This window comes from Pseudomonas sp. ATCC 13867, from assembly GCF_000349845.1.
In the GTDB taxonomy this organism is placed as follows: domain Bacteria; phylum Pseudomonadota; class Gammaproteobacteria; order Pseudomonadales; family Pseudomonadaceae; genus Pseudomonas.
Genome location: NC_020829.1, coordinates 4252381 through 4277900 on the forward strand (window position 1 = coordinate 4252381; position 25520 = coordinate 4277900).

21 protein-coding genes are annotated in these 25520 nt (G+C 63.6%); 10 read left to right on the top strand and 11 right to left on the bottom strand.

The window, feature by feature from the left end; all coding sequences use genetic code 11:
• The 6 genes from H681_RS19065 to H681_RS19090 form a co-directional block, all read right to left on the bottom strand.
• Entirely contained in the window at positions 1-3048 is a 3048-nt protein-coding gene (locus tag H681_RS19065; protein ID WP_015478518.1) for a pilus assembly protein, read from the bottom strand.
• Positions 3049-3050: 2 nt separating this feature from the next.
• A complete protein-coding gene (locus H681_RS19070; protein ID WP_236620551.1) occupies positions 3051-3500 on the bottom strand; it encodes a hypothetical protein in 450 nt (149 codons plus the stop codon).
• 41 nt (positions 3501-3541) lie between these two features.
• Positions 3542-4717, bottom strand: a complete 1176-nt coding sequence (locus H681_RS19075) for a PilW family protein (RefSeq protein ID WP_015478520.1) — start codon at positions 4715-4717, stop codon at positions 3542-3544.
• On the bottom strand, positions 4714-5265 hold the full coding sequence (gene pilV, locus H681_RS19080; RefSeq protein ID WP_015478521.1) for a type IV pilus modification protein PilV: 552 nt from the start codon (positions 5263-5265) through the stop codon (positions 4714-4716). The genes H681_RS19075 and pilV overlap by 4 nt, the downstream gene beginning before the upstream one ends.
• Positions 5266-5270: 5 nt before the next feature.
• Entirely contained in the window at positions 5271-5663 is a 393-nt protein-coding gene (locus H681_RS19085) for a type IV pilin protein (RefSeq protein ID WP_015478522.1), read from the bottom strand.
• A 582-nt stretch (positions 5664-6245) separates the two neighbouring features.
• Complete coding sequence (locus H681_RS19090; RefSeq protein WP_041712150.1) at positions 6246-7796, bottom strand: EAL domain-containing protein; 1551 nt, start codon at positions 7794-7796, stop codon at positions 6246-6248.
• Between the two features lie 171 nt (positions 7797-7967).
• Here H681_RS19090 and H681_RS19095 point away from each other — a divergent pair, with 171 nt between their 5' ends.
• Positions 7968-8480 carry an RDD family protein gene (locus H681_RS19095; protein ID WP_015478524.1) on the top strand — a complete coding sequence of 171 codons (513 nt, stop codon included), beginning with the start codon at positions 7968-7970 and terminating at the stop codon, positions 8478-8480.
• Positions 8481-8599: 119 nt separating this feature from the next.
• Here H681_RS19095 and lptG read toward each other — a convergent pair whose 3' ends face one another.
• Positions 8600-9667, bottom strand: coding sequence for an LPS export ABC transporter permease LptG (gene lptG / locus H681_RS19100; protein ID WP_015478525.1), 1068 nt, complete (start codon positions 9665-9667; stop codon positions 8600-8602).
• Complete coding sequence (gene lptF, locus H681_RS19105; protein ID WP_015478526.1) at positions 9660-10784, bottom strand: LPS export ABC transporter permease LptF; 1125 nt, start codon at positions 10782-10784, stop codon at positions 9660-9662. Before lptF ends, lptG begins: the two co-directional genes overlap by 8 nt.
• A 200-nt stretch (positions 10785-10984) precedes the next feature.
• Between lptF and H681_RS19110 the strand changes: the two genes are divergently transcribed.
• The 4 genes from H681_RS19110 to H681_RS19125 all read left to right on the top strand — a co-directional run bounded on the left by H681_RS19110 (position 10985) and on the right by H681_RS19125 (position 16481).
• Entirely contained in the window at positions 10985-12475 is a 1491-nt protein-coding gene (locus H681_RS19110; RefSeq protein ID WP_015478527.1) for a leucyl aminopeptidase, read from the top strand.
• Positions 12476-12635: 160 nt separating this feature from the next.
• Positions 12636-13064, top strand: coding sequence for a DNA polymerase III subunit chi (locus tag H681_RS19115; protein WP_015478528.1), 429 nt, complete (start codon positions 12636-12638; stop codon positions 13062-13064).
• A 19-nt stretch (positions 13065-13083) separates the two neighbouring features.
• The gene (locus H681_RS19120) at positions 13084-13440 is read left to right on the top strand and encodes a hypothetical protein (RefSeq protein WP_015478529.1); all 357 of its coding nucleotides are present in this window, start codon (positions 13084-13086) and stop codon (positions 13438-13440) included.
• A gap of 191 nt (positions 13441-13631) precedes the next feature.
• Positions 13632-16481, top strand: a complete 2850-nt coding sequence (locus H681_RS19125) for a valine--tRNA ligase (protein WP_015478530.1) — start codon at positions 13632-13634, stop codon at positions 16479-16481.
• Between the two features lie 133 nt (positions 16482-16614).
• Here the strand turns inward: H681_RS19125 and H681_RS19130 are convergent, their stop codons facing one another.
• Positions 16615-18519: a M14 family metallopeptidase gene (locus tag H681_RS19130; RefSeq protein WP_015478531.1), complete on the bottom strand. Its 1905-nt coding sequence runs from the start codon at positions 18517-18519 to the stop codon at positions 16615-16617.
• 225 nt (positions 18520-18744) lie between these two features.
• Here H681_RS19130 and H681_RS19135 point away from each other — a divergent pair, with 225 nt between their 5' ends.
• The 5 genes from H681_RS19135 to rlmF all read left to right on the top strand — a co-directional run bounded on the left by H681_RS19135 (position 18745) and on the right by rlmF (position 24329).
• Positions 18745-20400, top strand: coding sequence for a thiamine pyrophosphate-binding protein (locus H681_RS19135; protein WP_015478532.1), 1656 nt, complete (start codon positions 18745-18747; stop codon positions 20398-20400).
• Positions 20401-20511: 111 nt separating this feature from the next.
• A complete protein-coding gene (locus H681_RS19140) occupies positions 20512-22341 on the top strand; it encodes an SLC13 family permease (protein WP_015478533.1) in 1830 nt (609 codons plus the stop codon).
• A gap of 34 nt (positions 22342-22375) precedes the next feature.
• Positions 22376-22672 carry a winged helix-turn-helix domain-containing protein gene (locus tag H681_RS19145; protein ID WP_015478534.1) on the top strand — a complete coding sequence of 99 codons (297 nt, stop codon included), beginning with the start codon at positions 22376-22378 and terminating at the stop codon, positions 22670-22672.
• A gap of 9 nt (positions 22673-22681) precedes the next feature.
• On the top strand, positions 22682-23260 hold the full coding sequence (locus H681_RS19150; protein WP_015478535.1) for a VTT domain-containing protein: 579 nt from the start codon (positions 22682-22684) through the stop codon (positions 23258-23260).
• Between the two features lie 58 nt (positions 23261-23318).
• A complete protein-coding gene (gene rlmF / locus H681_RS19155; RefSeq protein WP_015478536.1) occupies positions 23319-24329 on the top strand; it encodes a 23S rRNA (adenine(1618)-N(6))-methyltransferase RlmF in 1011 nt (336 codons plus the stop codon).
• Positions 24330-24332: 3 nt separating this feature from the next.
• Here rlmF and H681_RS19160 read toward each other — a convergent pair whose 3' ends face one another.
• Entirely contained in the window at positions 24333-24875 is a 543-nt protein-coding gene (locus H681_RS19160) for a hydrolase (RefSeq protein ID WP_015478537.1), read from the bottom strand.
• Positions 24876-24925: 50 nt separating this feature from the next.
• Positions 24926-25468 (bottom strand): gamma carbonic anhydrase family protein, encoded by a 543-nt coding sequence (locus H681_RS19165; protein WP_015478538.1) that lies wholly within the window; start codon positions 25466-25468, stop codon positions 24926-24928.
• Positions 25469-25520: the final 52 nt, after the last annotated feature.

The following is a 25520-nucleotide window of genomic DNA, read 5'->3' on the forward strand; positions in this document are numbered from 1 at the left end:
CTATTTCTCGATGTTCCAGAATACCCAGGACTTCGGCCGAGTTTCCGACGGCTGGATGGGAGGCTCGCAGCTCGCCAGCGAAGAGTCGCGGCAACCACCGAAAATAAAGTCCGTATCCTTACCATCAACCGTAGCAGTACCAGCCATCGGAGAGGCCGCCAACCCACCACCCGGAATTACCCAGAAACGCTCCCCTGATGTGGCGGATGCATCCAGATAGTTGATGCTATACGTACGGGCCGTTCCCAGACCGACGCAACTGTTAGCGTTAGGTACATTGGGCTCGTGGGTACTGAAAGTGATGTTGTTGAACAGCAGAAGCGCCGAGGTCACCACCTGCTCCGTCGGTTGCAGCGCCAAATACCAGCCTTTCGGGTGGTTGGCGAGGTCATTGGCTGACGGCGTTGTGCTGTCAGTAATGGCCAGCAGCGAGTCATTGCAGATCACGTTGGCGCCACACCGGGTGTTCTCCGACGTCAGCCAGGTCGGATCGGCGGGTCGGTCGCGCAGGCTGTAGAATCGATTGGCCACAGTAGTGGCGGAGGAATAGCTGAGCAGGGGTTTCTCACGGTCCCCGGAGCCGAGAACGATCACGTACTCGCCATTCGCCGCGCCGACTACCGGACCATAGAGAAACTTGCGATTTGCCGAGCAACTGGCGCCCGAATCACACCCCAGTGCAGCGATCTTGGTGATGGTCCAGTCGCTCGGCGCGGTGTTACCAATGGCGCTGGCGGCATCGACACCGGAAATACGATAGATATTCCCGCCCATATCCGCCGCATAACCATAGGTCGCACGGCCGTTGCTACCGGTCAGCATGGTCACGTCGCCGACGACCCCACGATCGGTTGTGAAAGTTTTGAGCAACGCCCCGCTATCGGCATCCAATAGGTAAATCCTGTTGCCTTTGGAGCTGGAAGTACAGGTATTAGGGTCACCGTCCTCACAGGCATCGTAGCCGCCGCCCATTGCAAGAATCGTTGACGCGCCACTGTTGTATCCCGACGCCTTGAAGGCGGTCGGCGTTGCCCAGGTTTGGCCGATGTCGCTGAAGCCAGAAGTGCAATCCGAATCATTCTCCAGGCTGGGGCAGCCCTGCTTCCATTTCAGCTCTGGAGCATCGAGGGTCGTGACGTCAAATGCATAGAGCGATCGGCCACCACGACGCATGGCGGCATAGATCCAGGTGCTGCCGTTTTGCTGCACAGCGGTAATGGAACCATCCATGCCATAGGACTTGGGCTGGGGAAGCGGCGAACCGGTAGTATGACCAGGGAAACTGATAGTCACCTTATTGTCGCGCAACCGCTTGATGCTCGGATAAAACTCTGGCGGCATGAACGACCAGATCTCACCGCCGGCAGGCACCGTACCAATGCTGGAGGAGCTATTGCCATTGACGGCATGCAGCAGGCCATCGTTTGCGCCGTAGTAGACCACCACCCGAGGCGCATCAACCGACCCGTAGTTGAGGGCTACCGGACGCGAGTGCATGACGTCGCCATGTATCGAGGGACGCATCTCACTGACGTTGCTGTTCGTGTTTTCGTCCTGATTGTCAGCACCTATCGCCCAATTGATGATATCGGTACGCTCGGCACTGCTCGCGGCACCCAGTAGCTCCTGGCTGATCGCCGCGTTACCGGCATCGAAGCTGGTCAGAGCGCTGCAGTCACTGGGATCGCAGGTCTTCACCGTGCGAGCGGTACTCTGGCGCAGCACGTAGGCCTGAGCACCTTTTTCCACGATATTGCCGTCCGGATAGTTGGACACATCCGAACCCTGTACGGTCAGGCAACTACCTTGCGGCTTGAAAGCCCAGTAGTTGTCCTTTGCGCTGGGAGTCCAGACACTCCTCGCACATTCGGTGATGAAACCGGTGGAGCTGTTAATAGCGTCCCGGTCATTGGCGTCTACCGTTTTCAATATGCCATTGACCCTTCCCAGCTTGTACTGCTTGAGATTCCCGACCCAGCGCGGGAAGGAGTCCGAGTCCGGACGGAACATACCAACGAACACCTGATTCAGGTATTTACTCTGGGTATTGACGCTAATCGGCAGGGTGACCGAGGCGAACACACTGTTGGTTGCCTGGATCTCGGAGAAGATGGCGTTCAGTGCATCGGCAATCTCCGTACCGCTAGAGGTTACATCGAAGTACTTACCACTGCTGGCGTTGGCCATGCTCTTGAGCAGTGCAGTCCACCCCGGCCCCTGACCGGTAGTAACCTTGTTGATATCTACCGTGTAGGTGGTAATGCCCAGGCTGCTCTTCTTCATGAAGCGAGCCCATTCATCGGCCATATTGTCCTGCGAACCACTGGGGGAAATCGGGATTGCGGTGGTGCTGCCGCCCGCCGCAGCTAGCGCATCGGTGGCCTGATTGATGTCGTTGTTATTATCCTGCGCTGCACCGTTGCTAATGTAGATGATGAAGTTCTTCGCGCAGCCCGTAACGATAGGGTTGTTGTAGCGCGTGCCATCCTTTGCCGACAGCGCGTTGCCATTGAGCGCATAAACAGCGCTGGAAGCCAATGTGCCCGAATCGTTGCCCAAATAGTCGGTCTTGACCTTCTGGTTGCCGGCATGGGGCACACCTGCGGAGTAGTACAGCCAGGCCTCCTCCATCGCCTTGCTGATCTTGCCGCCGTTGGACTTGTCCTCCCCCACATGCAGGCTATCCACCAGATTCTGGTACTTGCTCTTGGTATTAGTATCGAGCAGACGTATGGCGGCACGAACATAGGCGCCATCATTACCTTTGTCGCCCTTTCCCGTCTCGGTGAACATCATCAGGCCGACACGGTACTTGTTTGCATCCAACGCACTGACCACCGATACCAACGCGGCCTTCTCGTTGGCGAACGGCGTATTCCAGTTGGCGGTGTTGTCGAGGACGATCAGTACGTTAGGCGCATCCGTGGCGCTTGGGGGGGTACCCACGAACAGATCGATATCCTCGGCGCGAACAGTCGCGTGCGCGAAACACAGGATGCACAATGCGAAAAATCGCCAGAGAATCGCCACATTGCCCTGAGCTTTCATCGTCATACTCCGTGGTCGCAGACCGAATGTTTCTGCGAATCGGTGAGTTGCACGCGCACCCCCGAACGCACCTTGATCGAAGCGCCGCTCAGATCATCCGTCACCGTGGCATTCAATACCCAAACGGTACTCCAGTCCTGGCGACACATATCCCGGTTGTCATTGCCGCAGAGCAAGGTACTGCCGGTCGGTCTGGCGCTCATGCACACCGGTACCGCCATCTCCACCACATAGTCTCTGGTGCCGTCATTATTGATATCGACATCGAGCTCTTCGCCAGTCGGTGCAGTGGTGAAAGCGGAAGCAAGCACCCGTTGAATGCCAATGTTGGCGGAGGCGATGGCCTCGTTGCGAAACTGCATGTTGCCCACTGCTTTCAGATTGGTTCCGCTGAGGGTATAGGCGCTCCCCACCATGATCATCAGCATCAAAAGCATCACCAGGGTGACCACCAAGGTCGCTCCCCGCTGCCCGCTTACCCTGCAATTCTCTCTCATGGCGTCTGCCTCCTACGGGAAACATTCACCAGCGCCGCGCTGGATGTGAACAAGTGCCGCTTGTAGCTATCTGTGAACGCCCCCAACGCGACCGCCCCCAGGGCGTATGTCTTGTCCGACTGGTACCCCGGCGTTGCAACTCGACTGCGTACCAGGACGTAGAGCTTGGCCTCCACCACGTTGATCAGATCATCCACGGAGCAAGAACTTGCTCCACAGTGGATGAAGTCACCATCCGGCGAGCCATCACCACGATTTGTCGGAGATGTCTTGGTGTTGTCGGCCCAGTGCACCTCATGCTCGTAGTCTTCATAAGCTACCGGCTCGCCGGAATCGCTGACATTGTCGATGCCAAGTTCGACGCGAAACGCCTCTACCCCCTCAACCAGCGGCACCGCGGGCTGCTGGCCGGCAATCCCGCCGGACGAGTCGAACTGCGAACGCATCAGAGTGGGAATGCCATCACCCGGTGTCATCGCATAGTCGCGCAGGTAATAGAGATTGCTAACGAATTTGCGGCGTTCGGCCAAGGCGACGCAGTCACGCTGGTGCAGAAGGAACCCGCCCGTGCCAAGCACATAGTCGGAGGGAGTTTCAGGCTGCAGCAACGGTGGATTCGGTGGCGGATCCATAGAGTTGCTGTCACAGGAGGACGACTGGAAATACACTTTTCCGGTCGTCACCGTCTCACAGTTGCCCACACCCGGCGTGCAAGTCTCGACATGTCGGACCACCAGCACATCGGAGTTAGCGGCCAGATCAGTGACAATTCCGGAGCATCCTGGAGGAACCGCCGAATAGGTCTGCACGGCAATGCCAGGAAGGGCGGTCTTCTCATCCATCGTCCAGGTCGAGAAGTCTCCACACACTGGCGGCACCGCATTGGGCACGCCACCTGGCTCACCTGAAAGTGGCGGAGCATCATTCAACGTCAGATCGTCGAATTGCGGGACATAGCCGTTCCAGAAGCCGGCGTGAGCCAGATCCTCCTGCAACAGCTCTACGGCGAAACGACCGTTTTCGATCAGCGAGTTGGTATTGGCCATGTCGTCGTTGGTGCGCCGCAGGTTCAGGTAGAGCGTCAGGACACCGACCATGATCAGCAGCCCGATGGTCACCGCGACCATCATCTCCACCAGGGTGAACCCCTGTTGCGAGCCAGCGCGCCTCATAGTGCGGCCTCCCGCACGATGGTGGTAACCACGCGCCGACAAAGATCGTTTTTGCACTCCGAACCACCATCGTAGTCATCCTTGCCACATGCCACGCTGGAAGGCGGAGCCGAAATCGGGCTCATCCCCTGCCAGGCTACGGTGATCAAGTATTGCCCACTTCCCAGAGACTCGATGCAGCCACGCCCCCCAAGCATCGCGCCAGCCTTGACATTGCCACCACCGATCTCTGCCGCCCCCTGCAAGCTATTGCACCAGTCGGCCATGTCCACCTGCTGACGCGTAGTGGAGCTGGTCGGACAAGTCATTCCTGCGCCGACCGGACTGGAACTGTCGGTGACATAGCTGTTGGAATTGTTCGGATTGGCCGTCATCCGGCTGGACATATCGTTGAGCAGCAGCAGTGCCTGGGCACGCTGGTAGGATTCCATCTCCGACAGTTGCATGCGTGCCTGCAACTTGGCCAGGCCGAGCAGGCCGAGGGAAATGATCAGGATGCTGACCAGCAGCTCGATGAGGGTCAAACCACGCTGTCGAGAGACGCTCATATCGCTCACCACTTCGCTGACGGCTGTTTGTCGCCGGCGCTATCAAGCGTCAGGGCGCCGTCGCTGGCCTGAGAGCCCGTCGGCGTGAAGGTAACGGTGAAAGTCGGGGGCGTTGCTGCGTTGTCAGCAGATACGCTGTAGCCATAATCCCTCGACACTTCGCTAGGGAGTGCGTAACCGCCAGCCTCCAGCGCGGTCTTGTCCGCATAGGCGCGGTTGGCTAGCAGGTACTGCTGCTCGCGATTGGCAATGTCCATCATCTGCGCCTGCGCGGCGGATCGTTTACCGCGGATGATGTACTGCTGATAGCTGGGGTAAGCGATGGCAGCCAGAATGGCAACGATCGCAACAACAACCATCAACTCAATCAGTGTGAACCCACGGGAACGAATAGGCATTATTCAGACTCTTGTTCCATAGCCTTCCCAAACAACTCTATTAGCGAAATAGCGAACTGCCACTCCGCCGACCGGCAATTTGGGACCAGTCGTCGCTCATCGCTGTATAAAAAATCAATCAACGAATAGTTCACGGGGTCAATTCCTTGAAAGACTGGCCTACGGGGGGCCAGGACCAGCAAGAGCGTGCCAATTAGAACGAAACGCCCTGATCGCTAAAAGTGCCCGAACGAACACTTCGTAGACATTGATTTTCTTGGCTTTTCCCCTGAAATACCGGCTCTAAACGCGGCCGGGGATGAAACTCTCCCTTAAAACCAAATGACAAATGTCAAAAAAAAGTTAAACGGCAGGCCGGACAAATTTAAAAGTGTGAACCAGTTATCACTAATCTTTATCCGCCGCCCCAGGATAAGAAGCAGGCCGCAGAGGAAAAACACGTCCGAAATACCCTATGTAAAGTTTTCGCTGTTAACGACTGCGGCAACCGTGGAAAGACACAAACGGCACTGGGTATACGTAGGCCGTTCAGTCCCATGCCGTCCGTACAGCTGCAGTGGGAGGCCCACAGCCATCCAGTCCTCAGTGAGCCCTTTCGCTCTCCTCGCGCATCGCCTGCACGAACTCCTCCAGCGGCATCGGCTTGCCGAACAGGTAGCCCTGCAGCACATCCACTCCACGTTCGGCCAGGTAACGACGCTGTTCTTCGGTCTCCACCCCTTCGGCGATGATCATCAGATCCAGCTTGCCGCACAGTTCGACGATGCTGTCGAGGATGCGTACCGAGAGTGCATCCACGCCAATCATCGCGACGAAGCTCTTGTCGATCTTCAGCGCATCCACCTTGAAGCGGTGCAGATAAGCCAGGCTCGAGTTGCCGGTACCGAAATCGTCGAGGGCCAGCCGTATGCCCTGGGCATCCAGGCGGCCGAACAACTGGTCGGTCACTTCGCTGGCCGCGATCAGTTCCCGTTCGGTCAGCTCCAGCACCAGGTTCGGCCGATATGGCAGGAACTTCGCCTGCAGGCTCAGGCAATCATCGAACAAGCCCGCCTCGCTGCAATGCACGGCGCTGATGTTGATGCCCAGGTGGAAGCCCTCCCCCAGCAGCTCACCGTGGGGAACCAACCCATCGCCGACCTGGCGCATCAGGTCGCGGGTCATCGGCACGATCAGGCCGGAGCGCTCGGCCATCGGGATGAACAGGTCCGGGCCGACCATCCCTTCGCGCGGATGCTGCCAACGCATCAGCACTTCCGCACCAACCCAGCGCCCATCGCGCGCATCCACCAGCGGCTGCAGATAGGGAACGAACTCCCCAGCCATCAGCGCCCGCTCCAGCTCCAGGCTTGGCGTCGCCGAGCGCCCCCACAACCAGTAGCAGGCCAGACCGGAGATCGTCCCCAGCAACAGCAAGAGCGAAGCGAGCGGCAGCGCGTCCTGGCGAATGTGCTGCCACTGCGAACCCGCGGTAAATCCGCCTGTCACCGAATACGGGAAGCGTTCGGAAACCAGGCGTATATGACCGATAGGCAACGGATCGGGGTCCCTGGCATAGACATTCCCCTGCTCATCCATCCACTCCCCGCCCACCTGCAACTGCAAGTCGCTGCGCTGATCGACCAGTTGCAGGGTGTTGCTCAGGTAACGTCCATCGACAGTGGCCAGCGCCCCGAACTCGCCGTCGACCCGGCGCAGGATCAGCAGCCCGACATTGGGTGTCAACGGGTTGCCCGCCATCAGGCGCAAACGCCCTTCCACGTAGAACGAATGATCCAGCGGTGCCTTGAAGTCGCCAAACAGCGAGGAGCAATAGATGTGGTCATCCCGTGTGAGATTGACCGAACGCACGAAAGGCACCACGGCCACCTGCTCGCGCAGCACCTGGGTCGCGCTCTCGCAGGGCTTGTCCTTCTGCGACAACGCCACCCTGGCCGCACCTTCGGCATTGCTCAGCATGAGGTCGAACAGGCGCAACGCTTCGTTGGACGCAGTCCGCGCCTCGGAGGACAGGGTTCGCAGGGCCTGCCAATAGATGATGGAACTGCCCAGTGCCAGGGGGAGCAGGGCCATCGACAGGGAAAACACCAATCGAGGCACCCGCCAGCGTCGGGCATAGTTGCGTAACGGCATCCTTGTTCCTTGCTGCGCGACCTTTCGCTACGCCTCCAGGCGAGCGGCATTCGTCCAGCTTAGAACAGCTCTCGTCCGGCGAAGGCCGAACCCGACTGGAAAACGTATAATCCCGCCCCATTCATCCAGGGCAACACCCCTGCCGACCCACGATTCGCCATAGAAGACACCATGTCCAAACCGCAGCTCCAGCCCGCGGGAAACTTCCCGCCCGCCACGCTCATTCGCCGCTTGGCCGCCATGTTCTATGACTTCCTGCTCTGCGTGGCACTGCTGATGGTGGTGACGCTGGCCTACCAGCAAGGCTTCCTTCGGCTTATCTATGGCGGCGAAAAGCTCAGGCAACTGGCCGACCAGGGTGGCCTGACCGGTGACCCGCTGCTGTCCAGCCTGCTGTTCATCAGCCTGTTCGCCTTCTTCGCGAAGTTCTGGACCTACAGCGGCCAGACCCTCGGCATGCAGGTCTGGGGCATTCGCGTGCAGAACGCCGACGGCTCGCGGATCAGCCTGCTGCAGGCTCTGCTGCGCTTCATTATCTCCATCGGCTCCTGGGCCTGCCTGGGCCTGGGGTTCCTGTGGATGCTCTGGGACAAGAACAAGCGCACCTGGCACGACCGCTACTCGGAGAGCGTGGTGATCCAGATTCCCAAGGCCGTGCGCAAGACGACGCAGGGCCGGGGCTGATCTCCAGGCATGAAAAAGCCGGCAATTGCCGGCTTTTTGCTTTTTGTAGAAGCGAGCTTGCTCGCGAACAGGATTCACTCAGTATCTAGAAGTTCGCGAGCAAGCTCACTCCTACAGGGTCAGCCGGCCCTTCGCAGCAGCAACACGCCGAGGAACGCGCAGATCGTCGCCGGCACCAGCACCGCCAGCAACGGCGGGAAGTTGAAGACCTGGCTGGACGGGCCGAGCAGGTCCTGAGCGATGCGGAAGGTGAAGCCCACCAGCACGCCGGTGAACACGCGCTGGCCGAGGGTCACACTGCGCAGCGGGCCGAAGATGAAGGAAATCGCCATCAGCACCAACGCTGCGGTAACAGCTGGCTGCAGGATCTTGGTCCAGAACGCCAGCCAATAGCGGTTGGCGCTCAGGCCCTGGTCCTGCAGGTAATGGATATAACTCCACAGCCCGCTGATCGACAGCGCTTCCGGCTCCATCACGACGGTGTTCAGCAACTGCGGACTGAGCTGGATATTCCATGCTTCAGTGGGCTTGCTCACCACTTCGCTGCGCTTCTGGTCCATGTGCAGCACAGTGGTGGTTACCCCCTCGAGCATCCACTGATCATTCTGGAAAGTCGCCTGTTTGGCGAAGCTGGCGGTCTGCAGGCGATGTGCGTCATCGAAATCGTAACGGGTCACCCCCAGCAGCACGCCGTCGGAGCGCACCACGTTGATATGGATGAACTCGCGGCCCTGGCGGTGCCACAGGCCGGACTTCGAACTCTGCGCTCCGCCGCTGCTCTGGGCCAGGGCGCGGCCGCTCTGGGCCATCGTTTCGGTGTAGGGCACCACGTACTCGCCCAGCAGGATGCCGGCGAACATCAGCACCAGCATCGGTTTCATCACCGCCCAGACGATGCGCTGCAGCGACACGCCGGCGGCGCGCATGATGGTCAGTTCGCTGCTGCTGGCCAGGCTGCCGAGGCCAACCAGGCAGCCGATCAACGCCGCCATCGGCAGCATGTCGTAGGCGCGGCTGGGTGCGGTAAGGAGCACGAACTTGAGCGCCTCGGCGAGGGTATAGGTATCGGTGATCTGCCCCAACTGGTCGACGAAGGCGAACAGTTCAGCCAGGCCGAGAATGACCCCGAGCACGGCAAGGATGGAGATGAAAACGGTGACGCCGATGTAACGGTCCAGCTTACGCATGCTTCGGCTCCCGCCCAGAATTTGCCCGTGCGGCGGCCAGTTTGAGCCTCAACGGCTCCCAGTACAGCAGCAGCAAGCCGATCGCCAGAAACAGCGCGTGGATCCACCACAGCCCCAGTGCGAGCGGGATCTTGCCCTTGTCGAGCATGCCGCGGCCGGCGATCAGCAATGCCAGGTAGGTCATGTAGAGCAGAACCGCCGGCAGCAACTTGAGGAAACGGCCCTGACGCGGGTTCACCCGCGACAGCGGCACCGCCAGCACGGTGACCACGAAGACCAGCAGGGGAATCGACAGGCGCCATTGCAGCTCGGACTTCATGCGCACGTCATCGCTGCCGATCAGCTCGCTGGTGGGAATGGCATCGCGATCGTCGATCTCGCTGCTGACTTCCGGCTTGGGCAGCAGCACGCCATAGGTGTCGTACTTGATCGCCCGGTAGTCGGCCTGCCCCGGCGTGCCATCGTAGCGATAGCCATCCTTGAGGATCAGGTAGCGGCTGCCGTCGGCATGGATCTGCTGTTCGCCGCTGGTCGCCACCAGTACCGAAACCCCGCCCTCCTTGCCGTTGCGCGGCGGGTTCTTGTCGGAAATGAACACCCCGCCCAGTTGCGTGCGCTCATTGGCCAGGGTTTCGGTATAGGTCACCCGCGAGCCGTCGCGCATCGACTGGAAGCGCCCCGGCGCCAGGGTATCGAACTCGGTCATCGCATCCTGCTTGTTCAGCAGCAGTTGCATCTGGGTGATGCCCTGCGGCGCCAGCAACAGGCTCAGCCAGGCAACGATCAGCGCCACCAGCAGCGCCGGCGCCAGGGTATAGGCCAGCAGGCGCTGCTGGCTCATGCCGGTGGCGGTGAGCACGGTCATCTCGCTGTCCAGGTACAGCCGCCCGTACGCCAGCAGGATGCCCAGGAACAGCCCCAGCGGCAGGATCAACTGGAGGAAGCCCGGCAGACGCACGCCCATGATCATGAACAGCGACCCCGGGTCGAGCATGCCTTGGGCGGCCTGCGCCAGGTACTTGATGAAACGGCCGCTCATGATGATCACCAGCAGCACGGCGCTCACCGCGCTCATGGTGATCAGCACTTCACGGGACAGATAACGGAAGACAATCAAACCGGACACTCCAGGGTTGTCACGCTCAGGCGGCTACGCTCAAACTAGCCGCCGTGAAGCCTTGCCGGCCCGCGCGAGCGCGATCCAGCGAAAATAGCCGGCATTATCCTGCGATTCGCCAGGCCTGTCACTGCGCAGTCTGCCTGAACCTCGCAGACCACCTTGCCATCGTGAGCCTTTTGTCCTGGGGACACCAAGCTATGGAATTCCTTGTAAAAAGCGTACGCCCGGAAACCCTGAAAACCGCCACCCTGGTCATCGCCGTCGGCGAAGGCCGCAAGCTCGGCGCCACCGCCAAGGCCGTGGACGACGTCACCGGCGGCGCCATCGGCGCCCTGCTCAAGCGTGGCGATCTGGCGGGCAAGGTCGGCCAGACGCTACTCCTGCAGGATTTACCGAACCTTAAGGCCGAGCGCGTCCTGCTGGTCGGCGCCGGCAAAGAACGCGATCTCTCCGACCGCGCCTACCGCAAACTGGTTTCCTCGGTTCTCTCCACCCTGAAGAACCTCGGCGGCGGCGACGCCACGCTGGCCCTGGGCGATCTCGCCGTGAAAGGCCGCGACGCCCACGGCAAGGCTCGCCTGCAAGTGGAAACCCTGGCCGACGGCACCTACGTCTTCGACCGCTTCAAGAGCCAGAAGGCCGAGGCGCCGAAGCTGAAGAAAATCACCCTGCTCACCGACAAGGCCGACGCCGCCGCCGTCGAACAGGGCGCCAGGGAAGCCCAGGCCATCGCCAACGGCATGGCCCTGACCCGCGACCTGGGCAACCTGCCACCGAACCTCTGCCACCCGAGCTTCCTCGGCGAGCAGGCCAGGGCGCTGGGCAAGGAATACAAGGGCCTGAAGGTCGAAGTGCTGGACGAGAAGAAACTGCGCGAGCTGGGCATGGGCTCCTTCCTCGCCGTCGCCCAGGGCAGCGACCAGCCGCCGCGCCTGATCGTGCTGCAGTACAACGGCGCGAAGAAGAAGGACGAAGCCCCGCACGTACTGGTCGGCAAGGGCATCACCTTCGACACCGGCGGCATCAGCTTGAAGCCCGGCCTGGGCATGGACGAGATGAAGTTCGACATGTGCGGCGCCGCCTCGGTGTTCGGCACCTTCCGTGCCGTGCTGGAGCTGCAGCTGCCGATCAACCTGGTGGGCGTGATGGCCTGCGCCGAGAACATGCCCAGCGGCGGCGCCACCCGTCCGGGCGACATCGTCACCACCATGAGCGGGCAGACCGTCGAAATCCTCAACACCGACGCCGAAGGCCGCCTGGTGCTGTGCGACGCGCTGACCTACGTCGAGCGCTTCAAGCCGCAGTCGGTGGTGGACATCGCCACCCTCACCGGCGCCTGCATCGTCGCCCTGGGTTCCAACACCTCGGGCCTGATGGGCAACAACGACACGCTGGTCAGGCAACTGCTCAAGGCCGGTGAAGTGGCCGACGACCGCGCCTGGCAGCTGCCGCTGTTCGACGAGTACCAGGAGCAGCTCGACAGCCCATTCGCCGACATCGCCAACATCGGCGGGCCGAAGGCCGGCACCATCACCGCCGGCTGCTTCCTGTCGCGCTTTGCGAAGAAGTACCACTGGGCGCACCTGGACATCGCCGGCACCGCCTGGATCAGCGGCGGCAAGGACAAGGGCGCCACTGGCCGCCCGGTTCCTCTGCTGACCCAGTACCTGCTGGACCGCGTGAAGTAACGGAGTAAGACAGCAATGTTTTTTGGAACCCAAAGCGTCGCGAGTGCCGCTCAGGCAAGGCGAAAGCCTGCGCGAATGCGCAGTTTACGTTTTGTAAATGAGCAATTTGCGCAGGTTTTCAACGCAGCATGAGCAAACGCAGCAGCTTTGGGGCCAAAAAATGACGCGTGTGGATTTCTACGTCATCCCCAGCGCCGATCCCGACGCACGCCTGAGCATCGCCTGCCGCCTGGCCGAAAAGGCCTGGCGGCAAGGCATGCGCATCTTCGTGCTGTGCGAAGACGAGGCCCAGCGCGATGCGCTGGACGCCCGGCTGTGGAACTTCCGGGGCGAAACCTTCATCCCACACAATGCGGTGGAAGAAGATGCCGACTCGCCGGTGGTACTCGCTCTGGGCGAACCGCCGGAAAGCCACCGGGACCTGCTGATCAACCTGACCCTGGTCATTCCGCCCTTCGTCGATCATTTCAACCGGGTCGCCGAACTGGTGATCGAAGAACCGGCGATTCGTCAGGCCGCGCGGGAGAATTTCCGCCGCTACCGCGAGCAGGGCTATCCTTTGCAGGACCACCGCCTGCCTCGCCCTTGAGAGCGCACCAGCCAAGATCATGGACAGCCGTAAGCCCCCGCACGACCCCGACCACCTGCTGGAAGACCTGAAGAAGATCCAGGACCTGCTGGACGAATCGGGCAACGAGCCGCCGCTGCTCACCGAATCCTTCGAGCCGGACAACATTCCCCTGCTGTCCGACGTCGTCACGCCCGCGCCGCGCACTCCCGAACCCGCAGCCCCGACGCAGGAGCCACGGACCGCCGAGCTCGACCACCTGGACCTGGAGCTGCGCGCCGCCGCCGAGCTGATCCTGCAGGACGTGATCGACGACTTCGCGCCGCAGATCGAAGCCGAACTGCAGCGCCGCCTGGAAGCCCGCCTCCAGCGCCTGCTGGCCCAGCGCAAGAGCTGACCGCACCGCCCCCTTACTTGTAGGAGCGAGCTTGCTCGCGAACGCTCTTCTGCAAGCTCGCAGTGGTGGCAGTTCGCGAGCAAGCTCGCTCCTACAATTGCTTCCCCCTGCCGCCCCGGTGGCCTGCAAGGCTCGCGCCCCGTTATACTCACCGGTTTTCCGTCTAGCCTTATCAGGGTCCCGCCGCGCTCATGGACAAGACCTACCAGCCCCACGCCATCGAATCCCACTGGTACCCCCTGTGGGAGAAAGAGAACTACTTCGCCCCGCAAGGTTCCGGCGAGCCGTACACCATCATGATCCCGCCGCCGAACGTCACCGGCAGCCTGCACATGGGCCACGGCTTCAACAACGCCATCATGGACGCGCTGATCCGCTACCGCCGCATGCAGGGCCGCAACACCCTGTGGCAGCCGGGCACCGACCACGCCGGCATCGCCACCCAGATGGTGGTAGAGCGCCAGCTGGCCGCCCAGGGCATCGCCCGTCACGACCTGGGCCGCGAGAAGTTCCTGGAGAAGGTCTGGGAGTGGAAGGATCAGTCCGGCGGCACCATCACCCGCCAGATTCGCCGCCTGGGTTCCTCCGTGGACTGGTCGCGCGAGCGCTTCACCATGGACGAGGGCCTGTCCAACGCCGTGAAGGAAGCCTTCGTGCGCCTGCACGAGGACGGCCTGATCTATCGCGGCAAGCGCCTGGTCAACTGGGACACCAAGTTCCACACCGCCATTTCCGACCTGGAAGTGGAGAACCACGACGAGAAGGGCCACCTCTGGCACCTGCGCTATCCGCTGGCCGACGGTCACAAGACCGCCGACGGCAAGGACCACCTGGTCGTCGCCACCACCCGTCCAGAAACCCTGCTGGGTGACAGCGCCGTCGCCGTTCACCCGGAAGACGAGCGCTACGCTGCGCTGATCGGCACCTTCGTCGACCTGCCGCTGGTGGGCCGGCGCATCCCGATCATCGCCGACGACTACGTCGACCGCGAGTTCGGCACCGGCTGCGTGAAGATCACCCCGGCCCACGACTTCAACGACTACGAAGTCGGTAAGCGCCACGACCTGCCGCTGATCAACATCTTCGACAAGGACGCCGCCGTCCTCGCCGTCGCCCAGGTGTTCAAGCTCGACGGCAGCGTCAACGCAGAGCTGGACGCCAGCCTGCCCGCCGCCTATGCCGGCATGGATCGCTTCGTCGCACGCAAGCAGATCGTCGCCGACATCGAAGTCGCCGGCCTGCTGGAGAAGATCGACGACCACGCGCTGAAAGTGCCCAAGGGCGACCGCTCCGGCACCGTCATCGAGCCGTGGCTGACCGACCAGTGGTACGTCTCCACCAAGCCGCTGGCCGAACCGGCCATCGCCGCCGTGGAAGATGGCAGCATCCAGTTCGTGCCCAAGCAGTACGAGAACATGTACTTCAGCTGGATGCGCGACATCCAGGACTGGTGCATCAGCCGTCAGCTGTGGTGGGGCCACCGCATCCCGGCCTGGTACGACGACGCCGGCAACGTCTACGTCGGCCGCAACGAGGCCGAAGTACGCGCCAAGCACAACCTGGGCGACGCCAACCTGCGCCAGGACGAAGACGTCCTCGACACCTGGTTCAGCTCGGGCCTGTGGACCTTCTCCACCCTCGGCTGGCCGGAACAGACCGACTACCTGAAGACCTTCCACCCCACCGACGTGCTGGTGACCGGCTTCGACATCATCTTCTTCTGGGTCGCGCGCATGATCATGCTGACCATGCACCTGATCAAGAATGGCGATGGCAGCGCGCAGATCCCGTTCAAGACCGTCTACGTCCACGGTCTGGTGCGCGACGGCCAGGGCCAGAAGATGTCCAAGTCCAAAGGCAACGTGCTCGACCCGCTGGACATCGTCGACGGCATCACCCTGGACGAGCTGCTGGAGAAACGCACCAGCGGCATGATGCAGCCCAAGCTCGCCGAGAAGATCGCCAAGCAGACGAAAGCCGAGTTCCCCGAAGGCATCGCCAGCTACGGCACCGACGCCCTGCGCTTCACCTTCTGCTCGCTGGCTTCCACCGGTCGCGACATCAAGTTCGACATGGGCCGCGTCGAGGGCTACCGCAACTTCTGCAACAAGCTGTGGAACGCCGCCAACTTCGTCATCGAGAACACCGATGGCAAGGACACCGGCGTGAATGGCGAGCCGGTCGAGCTGTCCTCGGTGGACCGCTGGATCATCTCCGCCCTGCAGCGCACCGAGATCGAAGTCGCGCGCCAGCTGGACGCCTTCCGCTTCGACCTCGCCACCCAGGCCCTCTACGAGTTCATCTGGGACGAGTACTGCGCCTGGTACCTGGAACTGGTCAAGCCGGTGCTGTGGGATGAGAACGCGCCGATCGAACGCCAGCGCGGCACCCGTCGCACCCTGGCGCGCGTGCTGGAAACCGCCCTGCGCCTGGCACACCCGTTCATGCCGTTCATCACCGAGGAAATCTGGCAGCGCATCAAGGCGTCCGCCGGCAAGACCGGTGACACCCTGATGCTGCAACCCTGGCCGATCGCCGACGAGGCGAAGATCGACGCCGCCGCCGAAGGCGACATCGAGTGGGTCAAAGCCCTGATGCTGGGCATCCGCCAGATCCGTGGCGAGATGAACATCTCCATGGCCAAGCGCATCGACCTGGTGCTGAACAACGCCTCCCCCGAGGACCACCGCCGCCTGGCCGACAACGAGCCGTTGCTGATGAAGCTGGCCAAGCTCGAGACCATCCGCGTGCTGGACGAAGGCGAAGAGCCGCCGATGTCCGCCACCGCGCTGGTCGGCGACCTGCAGGTGCTGGTACCGATGGCCGGTCTGATCGACAAGGCTGCCGAGATGGCGCGCCTGGACAAGGAAATCCAGCGCCTGGAAGGCGAAGTCAAACGCGTGGGCGGCAAGCTGTCCAACGAAGGTTTCGTCGCCAAGGCCCCGCCGGAAGTGATCGAGAAGGAACGCGCCAAGCTGGCTGAAGCCGAGCAGGCCGTGACCAACCTGATCCAGCAGCGCGAGAAGATCGCCAGCCTGTAAGCCCCAACACAAGGCCCGCCAATGCGGGCCTTGTGCTTTGCGGGGGAACCCCCTGTAGGAGCGAGCTTGCTCGCGAACAGCCCAAACCTCCAAGCAAGAGCGTTCGCGAGCAAGCTCGCTCCTACAGTCGCCGCTAGTACACCGTCCCCACCGGATACACGTAGGCATTTACGTCATAGAACGGCGTGCGCTGGTAGAACCACTGCAGGCGCGCCTGGGCGTCCTTGGCGAAGGCCTTGTCGTCCTTCAGCTTCTTCTCGAACTCGGCCTTGAGCTTCGGGTCTTCGGCGAGCATCTTGCGCGCCATCGGCTCCATCACGTATTCCTCGGGCTCCTCGGCGGAAACCAGGGTCGAGTTGAAGAAGCCCCAGGACCAGAACGAGTCCGGGCTTTCCGCGGTCAGCAGGTTGATCGCCAGTACACCCAGCGGCTGGTCGGTATCAATCACCACCGAACCGGCCGGGTAGGTCTGCAGACGCTGGAATGGTTTGCCCACGCCGCTGACCAACAGGTGCCCTTCATAGCCGGGAATCTCGTTGCTGGCGGCGCGGTCAGGCTCGAAGCCGCCGGCCAGCTTGATGTCGTCCATGCGCTGCAGGGTCACCTCGATGGGCGTGGCCTTGTCCAGGGTCTTCATCTGGATGCCGTGGGACTTCAGGCGCGCGATCACCTCGCTCCACTGCACCGGCACCACATACTGTTTCGGCCGCTTCACCACCAGGTCCGGCACCGAGTTGTCGGTGATCGGCACGTTCAGTTGCTTGGGCTTGTTGCTCCAGACGATGGTTTTCTTGCCGGTGATCGGCGACTCCTCGTAGCGGTAGTCGCCCACGGTGAACGGCGTGTGCTGCGCATCGCCCGGCTTCCAGGTGAGGATCACCTGCTTCTGCGCCGCCAGCCGCTCGCGGTCCTTGACGATCGCCTGCTTCAGCGAGTCGGCGTTGTCGCCGATCACCTGGAACATCGCCTTGAGCATCACGTAGTTACCCAGCACCTGGGTTTCGTAGGGGTGCAGCGCGTGCTGCTCGATAAGGATCGAGGGCACGTTGCGGATGTCGCCGTACTGGTTGGAAAAACGCGCCAGGTCGGTGCGGTACGGGTAGTAGCCCTGGGTCGGGTCCTGGTTGTCGTTGAAGCTGATGCACTCGTGGACCACATGCCCGTCACCCTCCAGCTCCTTGTACACCGGGCCGCGCATCACCTTGTCCATCCACTCGCTGGAAGCCGGCGACCAGCCGTTGCCGTTGTGGCAGTAGGAGCTGTCGTAGGGATACATGGCGCCGTCGGTGGAGTGGGTGTCGGCGAAGAAGCTCAGGTCGTACTGGTTGAACACCGAGGCGACGTTGCGGATTTCCGCGCTGTCGAGCTTGGTGAAGTCGCGGTTGAGGTTGTAGTTCAGCCCGTTGACCCGCCAGCCGGTGACCTGCGGGCCGTTCTGGTTGATCCGCCCGTAGGGGCTGCGGCGCAGGTCGCCGTCGATGTTAACGGTGGGGATGAAGAGGATGTTGACCTTGTCCAGCAGAGCGGCCAGCGGCTTGTCGCCGGTGGTCATGTCGCGCAGCAGCATGAACATGGCGTCCTTGCCGTTGGCCTCGCCGGGGTGGATTTCCGCCTCGACGAAGATCGTCGGCCTGCCAGACTTGTTCAGCCCGGCGGCCGACTTGTCCGCCTCGCGGCTGGCGGTGACCAGCAGCATCGGCTCGCCGGTGGCGCTGTTCTCCGGCAGGTCGCTCAGGGTGATGGCGCCGCCGGAGGCCTCCGCCAGCTTCTCCAGCCAGGCGCGGGTCTGGTGGTAATCGGAGGTCTGCTTGAATCCGCTGGACTCAGCCAGGGTGATCAGCGGGTTGTCGGCCTTGGCGATGTACTTGGTGCTGGTGAGCTTCTGCTCGAACATCGCCGGCAGGATGCGGGTCTTGGCGGCGGCGCTGTAGCCGCTGTCATCGATGTATCCCGGCGCCGAAGGCAGGGCAGCGTACAGGGGCAGGCTGGTGGTGGCGAACAGGCCGGCGAGCAAGGTCCGGGATGAGAGGTGGTGCATGGGAGAGTCTCCTTTGTGCGGCAAATCGTCCTGCGAGCACGTCCGCGCCCGTGCATCAACCATAGACAACTCCGGGGATACGCCAGCGCGGTTCGTCGTCGCGCCCGCTCCGGGGCGGCATGTTCATTCCAGGGCGGAATGACCTTGCGAAGAATGCTCGCTTGGATCGTCGTGGCAGTTGTTCGAAGATCAGCGCACCCCTGCCCCTCCAGGAACCCGACGCCCATGTCCGATACCCCGGCCCGCAACGGCGGCCAGATCCTCGTCGATGCCCTGCTGCGCCACGCGGTGGATACCGTCTACTGCATCCCCGGCGAAAGCTACCTGCCGGTGCTCGACGCGCTGTACGACGCCGCCGGCATCCAGACCATCGTCACCCGCCACGAAGGCGCCGCCTCGAACATGGCCGACGCCTACGGCAAGCTCACCGGCCGCCCCGGCATCTGCTTCGTCACCCGCGGGCCGGGCGCGACCCACGCGGCCAACGGCGTGCACACGGCGATGCAGGACTCGACGCCGATGATCCTCTTCATCGGCCAGGTGGAAAGCGCCTTCAAGGGCCGCGAGGCCTTCCAGGAAGTGGACTACCGGCAGATGTTCGGCGGCCTGGCCAAGTGGGCCACCGAAGTCGACGACATCCGCCGCCTCCCGGAGATCGTCGCCCGCGCCTTCCGCGTCGCCCAGTCCGGGCGGCCCGGCCCGGTGGTGATCGGGTTGCCGGAGGAAGTGCTGTTCGACTCCGCGCAGGTCGCCGATGTGGCACCGACGCCGATCACTCGTGCGGCTCCCTGCGCCAACGCCCTGGCCGAACTGCGCGATCGCCTGAGCCAGGCCCGGCGTCCGCTACTGATCGTCGGCGGCACCGGCTGGACACAGGAGGCCTGCGAGCAGGTACGCGCCTTCGCCCGCGCCAACAGGCTGCCGCTGCTGGCCTCGTTCCGCCGCCAGGACCTGATCGACAACCGCGACGAGCAATACGCCGGCCAGCTCGGCTTCGGCGCCTCACCCAAGCTCACGGCGCGCGTGCAGGAAGCCGACCTGCTGCTGGTGCTCGGCTCACGCCTGAGCGAAACGCCCAGCGCCGGCTATACCCTGATCCAGAGCCCGCGCCCGCTGCAGGAAATGATCCACGTCTACCCCGACGCCAGCGAGCTGGGCCGCGTCTACCAGGCGGACCAGTGCATCCAGGCCGGCATGCCGGAGATCGCCGCAGCCCTCGCCGGCCTCGCTCCCCTCGCCGAGACGCCCTGGGCCGAATGGACCGCTTCAGCCCGCGCCGATTACCTCAGCTACATCACCCCGCCGCAGAACACAGAACCGCCACAGGGCGTGGACCTCACCCAGGTCGTCCAGTACCTGAACGAAACGCTGCCGGACGACGCCGTGATCAGCAACGGCGCCGGCAACTACGCCGTCTGGGTCCACCGCTTCTACCGCTACCGCTCCCCGCGCAGCCAACTGGCACCCACCAACGGCGCGATGGGCTACGGCTTCCCCGCGGCCATCGCCGCCAAGCTGCGCGACCCGCAGCGCAGCGTGGTGTGCTTCGCCGGCGACGGCTGCTTCATGATGTACCCGCAGGAGCTGGCCACCGCCGTGCAGTACGGCGCGCCGCTGACCGTCATCGTGGTCAACAACGGCATGCTCGGCACCATCCGCATGCACCAGGAGCGCGAGTACCCCGGCCGCATCAGCGCCACCGCACTGCGCAACCCGGATTTCGTCGCCCTCGCCCAGGCCTTCGGCGCCCACGGCGAACGGGTCGAACGCAGCGAGGATTTCGCCGCCGCGTTCCAGCGCGCCCAGGCCAGCGGCAAGCCGGCGCTGATCGAGCTGCGCACCGATCCCCGGCAGATCACTCCGGCCGCGCGCCTGCCCTGACGGCGCAATCCTGGCATACGCAGGTCCCAGGCTTCGCTAAGCTGCACCGGGTCAAGGCATTGCGCCCGCGCCAGCGGGCACAATGGCGCCGGAAATCCGCAAGGGAAGCGCATGAGTCTGCCACTGATCTGGGTCCTGTTCCTGCTCGCCACCGCCGTGGCGCTGTTCGTCATCAACCGTCCGCGGATGGACGTGGTCGCCCTGCTGGTGATGGTCGCCCTGCCCCTCTCCGGGGTGATCAGCGTGCAGGAGTCGCTGGCCGGCTTCGCCGATCCCAACGTCATCCTGATCGCCGCGCTGTTCGTCATCGGCGAGGGGCTGGTACGCACCGGCGTGGCCTACCGCATCGGCGAATGGCTGACGCGCCGGGCCGGCGCCAGCGAGACGCGCCTGCTGGTGCTGCTGATGCTCGCCGTGGCCGGGCTTGGCTCGGTGATGAGTTCCACCGGGGTGGTCGCCATCTTCATTCCCGTGGTGCTGAGCATCGCCGCGCGCCTGCACGTGTCGCCGCGCCGGCTGATGATGCCGTTGAGCTTCGCCGGGCTGATCAGCGGCATGCTCACCCTGGTCGCCACCGCGCCCAACGTGGTGGTGCACAGCGAACTGGTGCGCGAGGGCTCGGAGGGTTTCGGCTTCTTCAGCTTCACGCCCTTCGGCCTGGTGGTCCTGGTCCTGGGCATCGGCTACATGCTGGTGGCGCGCCGCTGGCTGGGCGACGACGCCAGCGACGCCAGGCAGAACCTCAAGCGCCGCACCCTGGGCGACCTGATCCGCGACTACCAGTTGGCCGGCCGCGAGCGCCGCCTGCGCATCCGCGCCGATTCGCAACTGGTGGGCATGAGCCTGGGCGACATGGAGCTGCGCGCCCGCGCCGGCACCAACGTGGTGGCCATCGAACGCATGGTGCACTTCCGCCTGAAGATCTTCGGCCCCAGCGCCAACATCACCCTGCATGCCGGCGACGTGCTGCTGGTGGACATCTATGGCGAGCGCGGCGACCTGTTGGGCCTGTACCACGAATACGGCCTGGAACCGCTGAGCCTGCAGGGCGACTACTTCACCGAGCGCGCCCACGAAGTAGGAATGGCCGAAGTGACGCTGCCGCCGGAATCCACCCTGCTCGGCAAAAGCGTGCTGGAGCTGGAGTTCCGCAGCCAGTTCGGCCTCAACGTGGTCGGCCTGCGGCGCAACCGAGAGGCACTGGTGGACGGCCTGCTGGAGGCCAAGCTGAAGGTCGGCGATACCCTGCTGGTGATCGGCGCCTGGAAGGACATCCGCCAGCTGCAGGCGCGCGGGCGCGACTTCCTGGTGCTCAGCCTGCCCGCCGAGGTGGACGAAGCCGCCCCCGCCGCCAGCCAGGCGCCCCACGCGCTGTTCAGCCTGGCGGTGATGGTGATCCTGATGGTCAGCGGCCTGGCGCCCAACGTCATGGCGGCGCTGATCGGCTGCCTGCTGATGGGCGCGTTCCGCTGCATCGACATGGACAGCGCCTACCGCTCGATCCACTGGCAGAGCCTGCTGCTGATCGTCGGCATGCTGCCCTTCGCCCTCGCCCTGCAGAAGACCGGCGGCATCGACCTGGCGGTCAACGGCCTGGTCGGCGCGCTCGGCGGCGCCGGTCACTATGCGATCCTCGCCAGCCTGTTCGTGCTCACCGCGCTGATCGGCCTGTTCATCTCCAACACCGCCACCGCCGTGCTCATGGCGCCGGTCGCCATCGCCACGGCGAAAGCCCTCGGCGCCTCGCCCCAGGCGTTCGCCATGATCGTCGCGCTGGCCGCCTCGGCCGCGTTCATGACGCCGATCTCCTCGCCGGTGAACACCCTGGTGCTCGGCCCCGGACGCTATCGCTTCGGAGATTTCGTCAAGGTTGGCGTACCCTTCACGATTCTGGTGATGATCGTCAGCGTTCTGCTGGTACCCTGGCTGCTGCCGCTGTAGCCGGCCACTACAAGATCACCAAGGAAACGTCTCGATGGAAGTGAGCAAGACCAAAAGCAGTTTCTACCGCCGACTCTATGTCGCCTGGCTGATCGACAGCGGCACCGCCACCAGCGTGCCGGCGCTGATGGAGGTCACCGGCATGCCCCGCCGCACCGCCCAGGACACCCTGGCCGCGCTGGCCGACCTGGACATCGACTGCGCCTTCGAGCAGCACGACGGCGAGCGCAACAACGCCGGGCACTACCGCATCCGCGACTGGGGCGCCATCGATCCGCGCTGGATCGCCCAGCACCTGGCGCAGATCAAGGATGTCCTGCAGTACCCCTGAGCCGCCGCCATGCTTCCCGTCCCACCCGTCATCTGGCGCTTTCGCCGACTGATCCTGCTGCTGGCATTCGCCCTGGTGCTGCTCGCGCTCTATCGCGCCAGCGGCCTGCATGAGGATTTCAGCCTCGATTACCTGCGCAGCGAACTGCAGGACAATCGCCTGCGTGGCCTGCTGCTGTTCGTCGGGTTGTTCGCCCTGGGCAACCTGCTGCACATCCCCGGCCTGCTGTTCCTCGCCGCCGCCGTGCTGGCGCTGGGCAAGCTGTGGGGCGGGCTGATCACCTACTGTGCGGCAGTGCTCTCCTGCGGCTTCACCTTCCTGGTGATACGCGCAGTGGGCGGCAACGGCCTGCGCCTGCTGAACAACCGGGTCACCCGCGCGATATTCAGTCATCTCGACCAGCGCCCGGCCAGCAGCGTGTTCCTCCTGCGCCACGCCTTCCTCACCTCGCCGACGCTGAACTACAGCCTGGCGCTCTCGGGTATCGGCTTTGCGCCCTACATGCTCGGCACCCTGTTCGGACTGCCGATTCCCCTGCTGCTGTGCTGCCTGCTGTTCGACCGCCTGGGTGACGTGCTGCTCGGCTGAGGCGCACGGCGCGCAACTGTGGGAAAATCGCCCACCGCTTCCCAGCCCCGCCACTGCCATGTCGAAACCGCCGAAACGTCCCGCCGCGCCCTCGAAATCCGCCATCCCCCTGCGCGACCCTGCCGCCAAGCGGCCAAACCTGCTGCACCCGCGCAACCGGCACCAGGGCCACTACGACTTCCCGGCACTGATCGAGGGCTGCCCCGAGCTCGGCCGCTTCCTCATCACCAATCCCTACGGCAAGCCGAGCATCGACTTCGCCAATCCCGAGGCGGTACGCGTGTTCAACCGTGCGCTGCTCAAGGCGCAGTACGGCATCGGCCAGTGGGACATTCCCGCCGGCTTCCTCTGCCCGCCGATCCCCGGCCGCGCCGACTACGTGCACTACCTCGCCGACCTGCTCGCCGAGGAAAACGCCGGCAGCATTCCGCGCGGCCCACGGGTGCGCGTGCTGGACATCGGTGTTGGCGCCAACTGCATCTATCCGCTGATCGGCCACCGCGACTACGGCTGGCGTTTCCTCGGCTCGGACATCGAGCCCGCCGCCCTGGCCTCCGCCCACGCCATCCTGAACGGCAATCCGGGCCTGAACGAGGCCATCGAACTGCGCCAGCAGCACGATGCGAAGCACATCTTCCACGGCCTGCTGGGCGCCGATGAACGCTTCGACGCCACCCTGTGCAACCCACCCTTCCACGCCTCGCCCGAGGAGGCCAGCAGCGGCAGCCGGCGCAAGTGGAAGAACCTCGGCAAGCTCGACCCGTCGCGCAAGCTGCCCACGCTGAACTTCGGCGGGCAGAGCAACGAGCTGTGGTGCGAAGGCGGCGAGATCGCCTTCCTGCGCAAGCTGGCGGCGGAAAGCGCGGAAGTGGGCCAGCAGGTGCTGTGGTTCAGCTCGCTGGTATCCAAGGCCGGCAACCTCGACGAGTTCCGCCGCGCCCTGAAAAAGGCCGGCGCGGTCACCGTGCGCAGCGTGGACATGGCCCAGGGCCAGAAGCAGAGCCGCTTCGTCGCCTGGACCTTCCAGGAGCCGGAGCAGCGCGCGAAGTGGCGCACGCTGTGGAAATGACGCTCAGCGGATGAACTGCTTGCTGATCTCCCGGAAGACTTCCGTGCCGGCGCGCTCCATCCACTCGAAGGCGACCATCTCCCGCGAGACGATCATCGCCCCGGCCTGACGCATGCGTTCCAGCGCCAGCGCCTTGTCCCGTGGGTGGCGCGAACCGACCGCCTCGTCCACCACGAATACCTCGCGGTCATCGGCCAGCAGGCCCAGCACCGTCTGCAGCACGCAGACATGCGCCTCGGTGCCGCACACCACGAACTGCCGGCGCTCGCCACCGGGCATCTGCAACAGGCCGGGATCGGCCACGGCGGAAAAAGCGATCTTCTCCAGCAGCGCCTCCGCCGGCAGCGCATCACGCAGCGCGGGCAGGGTCGGGCCCAGGCCCTTGGGATACTGCTCGGTGGCCAGCGCCGGCACGCCCAGGCGCTGCGCGACCGCCAGCAGCCAGGCACTGTGTTCGAGCACCGACTCGGCCTCGTGGATGGCCGGGAACAGGCGCTCCTGGATATCGATGATCAACAGGGTGGACGTCTGGGCGCGTAACAGCATGGCGGGCTCTCCTGTGGTGGGCGCGCGGTGGTCACTGGCTGGCCGAGGGTTCAGCCGGCATAGCCTTCGGCGATGTGCTGGTCCTTGAGCTTCACATAGTTGCCGGCGCTGTAGGTGAAGAATGCGCGCTCCTTGTCGGTCAGCGGGCGGCCCTTCTTCACCGGGCTGCCGACGTAGAGGTAACCGCTCTCCAGTACCTTGCCCGGCGGCACCAGGCTGCCGGCGCCGAGGATCACTTCGTCCTCGATCACCGCGCCGTCCATCACGATCGAGCCCATGCCCACCAGGATGCGGCTGCCGATGGTGCAGCCGTGCAGCAGCACCTTGTGGCCGATGGTCACGTCGTCACCGATGGTCAGCGGGAAACCGTCCGGGTTGAAGGGGCCGGCGTGGGTGATGTGCAGCACGCTGCCGTCCTGCACGCTGGTGCGCGCACCGATGCGGATGCGGTGCATGTCGCCGCGAATGGTGACCAGTGGCCAGATCGAGCTGTCCGCGCCAATCTCCACGTCGCCGATGACCACGGCGCTGGCGTCGACGAACACGCGCTCGCCGAGCGCTGGCGTTTTGCCCTGATACGAACGAATAGTCACGATAGAGTCTCTCTGGCTGCGAATACGGCCGATTGTATTTAAGATGGCCGAG

What these genes read in the sequence shown, in the direction of transcription:
- H681_RS19065 (WP_015478518.1), bottom strand. Translation starts at nt 3,048, where the DNA reads ATGAAAGCTCAGGGCAATGTGGCGATTCTCTGGCGATTTTTCGCATTG.
- H681_RS19075 (WP_015478520.1), bottom strand. Translation starts at nt 4,717, where the DNA reads ATGAGGCGCGCTGGCTCGCAACAGGGGTTCACCCTGGTGGAGATGATG.
- pilV (WP_015478521.1), bottom strand. Translation starts at nt 5,265, where the DNA reads ATGAGCGTCTCTCGACAGCGTGGTTTGACCCTCATCGAGCTGCTGGTC.
- H681_RS19085 (WP_015478522.1), bottom strand. Translation starts at nt 5,663, where the DNA reads ATGCCTATTCGTTCCCGTGGGTTCACACTGATTGAGTTGATGGTTGTT.
- H681_RS19090 (WP_041712150.1), bottom strand. Translation starts at nt 7,796, where the DNA reads ATGCCGTTACGCAACTATGCCCGACGCTGGCGGGTGCCTCGATTGGTG.
- H681_RS19095 (WP_015478524.1), top strand. Translation starts at nt 7,968, where the DNA reads ATGTCCAAACCGCAGCTCCAGCCCGCGGGAAACTTCCCGCCCGCCACG.
- lptG (WP_015478525.1), bottom strand. Translation starts at nt 9,667, where the DNA reads ATGCGTAAGCTGGACCGTTACATCGGCGTCACCGTTTTCATCTCCATC.
- H681_RS19110 (WP_015478527.1), top strand. Translation starts at nt 10,985, where the DNA reads ATGGAATTCCTTGTAAAAAGCGTACGCCCGGAAACCCTGAAAACCGCC.
- H681_RS19115 (WP_015478528.1), top strand. Translation starts at nt 12,636, where the DNA reads ATGACGCGTGTGGATTTCTACGTCATCCCCAGCGCCGATCCCGACGCA.
- H681_RS19120 (WP_015478529.1), top strand. Translation starts at nt 13,084, where the DNA reads ATGGACAGCCGTAAGCCCCCGCACGACCCCGACCACCTGCTGGAAGAC.
- H681_RS19125 (WP_015478530.1), top strand. Translation starts at nt 13,632, where the DNA reads ATGGACAAGACCTACCAGCCCCACGCCATCGAATCCCACTGGTACCCC.
- H681_RS19130 (WP_015478531.1), bottom strand. Translation starts at nt 18,519, where the DNA reads ATGCACCACCTCTCATCCCGGACCTTGCTCGCCGGCCTGTTCGCCACC.
- H681_RS19135 (WP_015478532.1), top strand. Translation starts at nt 18,745, where the DNA reads ATGTCCGATACCCCGGCCCGCAACGGCGGCCAGATCCTCGTCGATGCC.
- H681_RS19140 (WP_015478533.1), top strand. Translation starts at nt 20,512, where the DNA reads ATGAGTCTGCCACTGATCTGGGTCCTGTTCCTGCTCGCCACCGCCGTG.
- H681_RS19145 (WP_015478534.1), top strand. Translation starts at nt 22,376, where the DNA reads ATGGAAGTGAGCAAGACCAAAAGCAGTTTCTACCGCCGACTCTATGTC.
- H681_RS19150 (WP_015478535.1), top strand. Translation starts at nt 22,682, where the DNA reads ATGCTTCCCGTCCCACCCGTCATCTGGCGCTTTCGCCGACTGATCCTG.
- rlmF (WP_015478536.1), top strand. Translation starts at nt 23,319, where the DNA reads ATGTCGAAACCGCCGAAACGTCCCGCCGCGCCCTCGAAATCCGCCATC.
- H681_RS19160 (WP_015478537.1), bottom strand. Translation starts at nt 24,875, where the DNA reads ATGCTGTTACGCGCCCAGACGTCCACCCTGTTGATCATCGATATCCAG.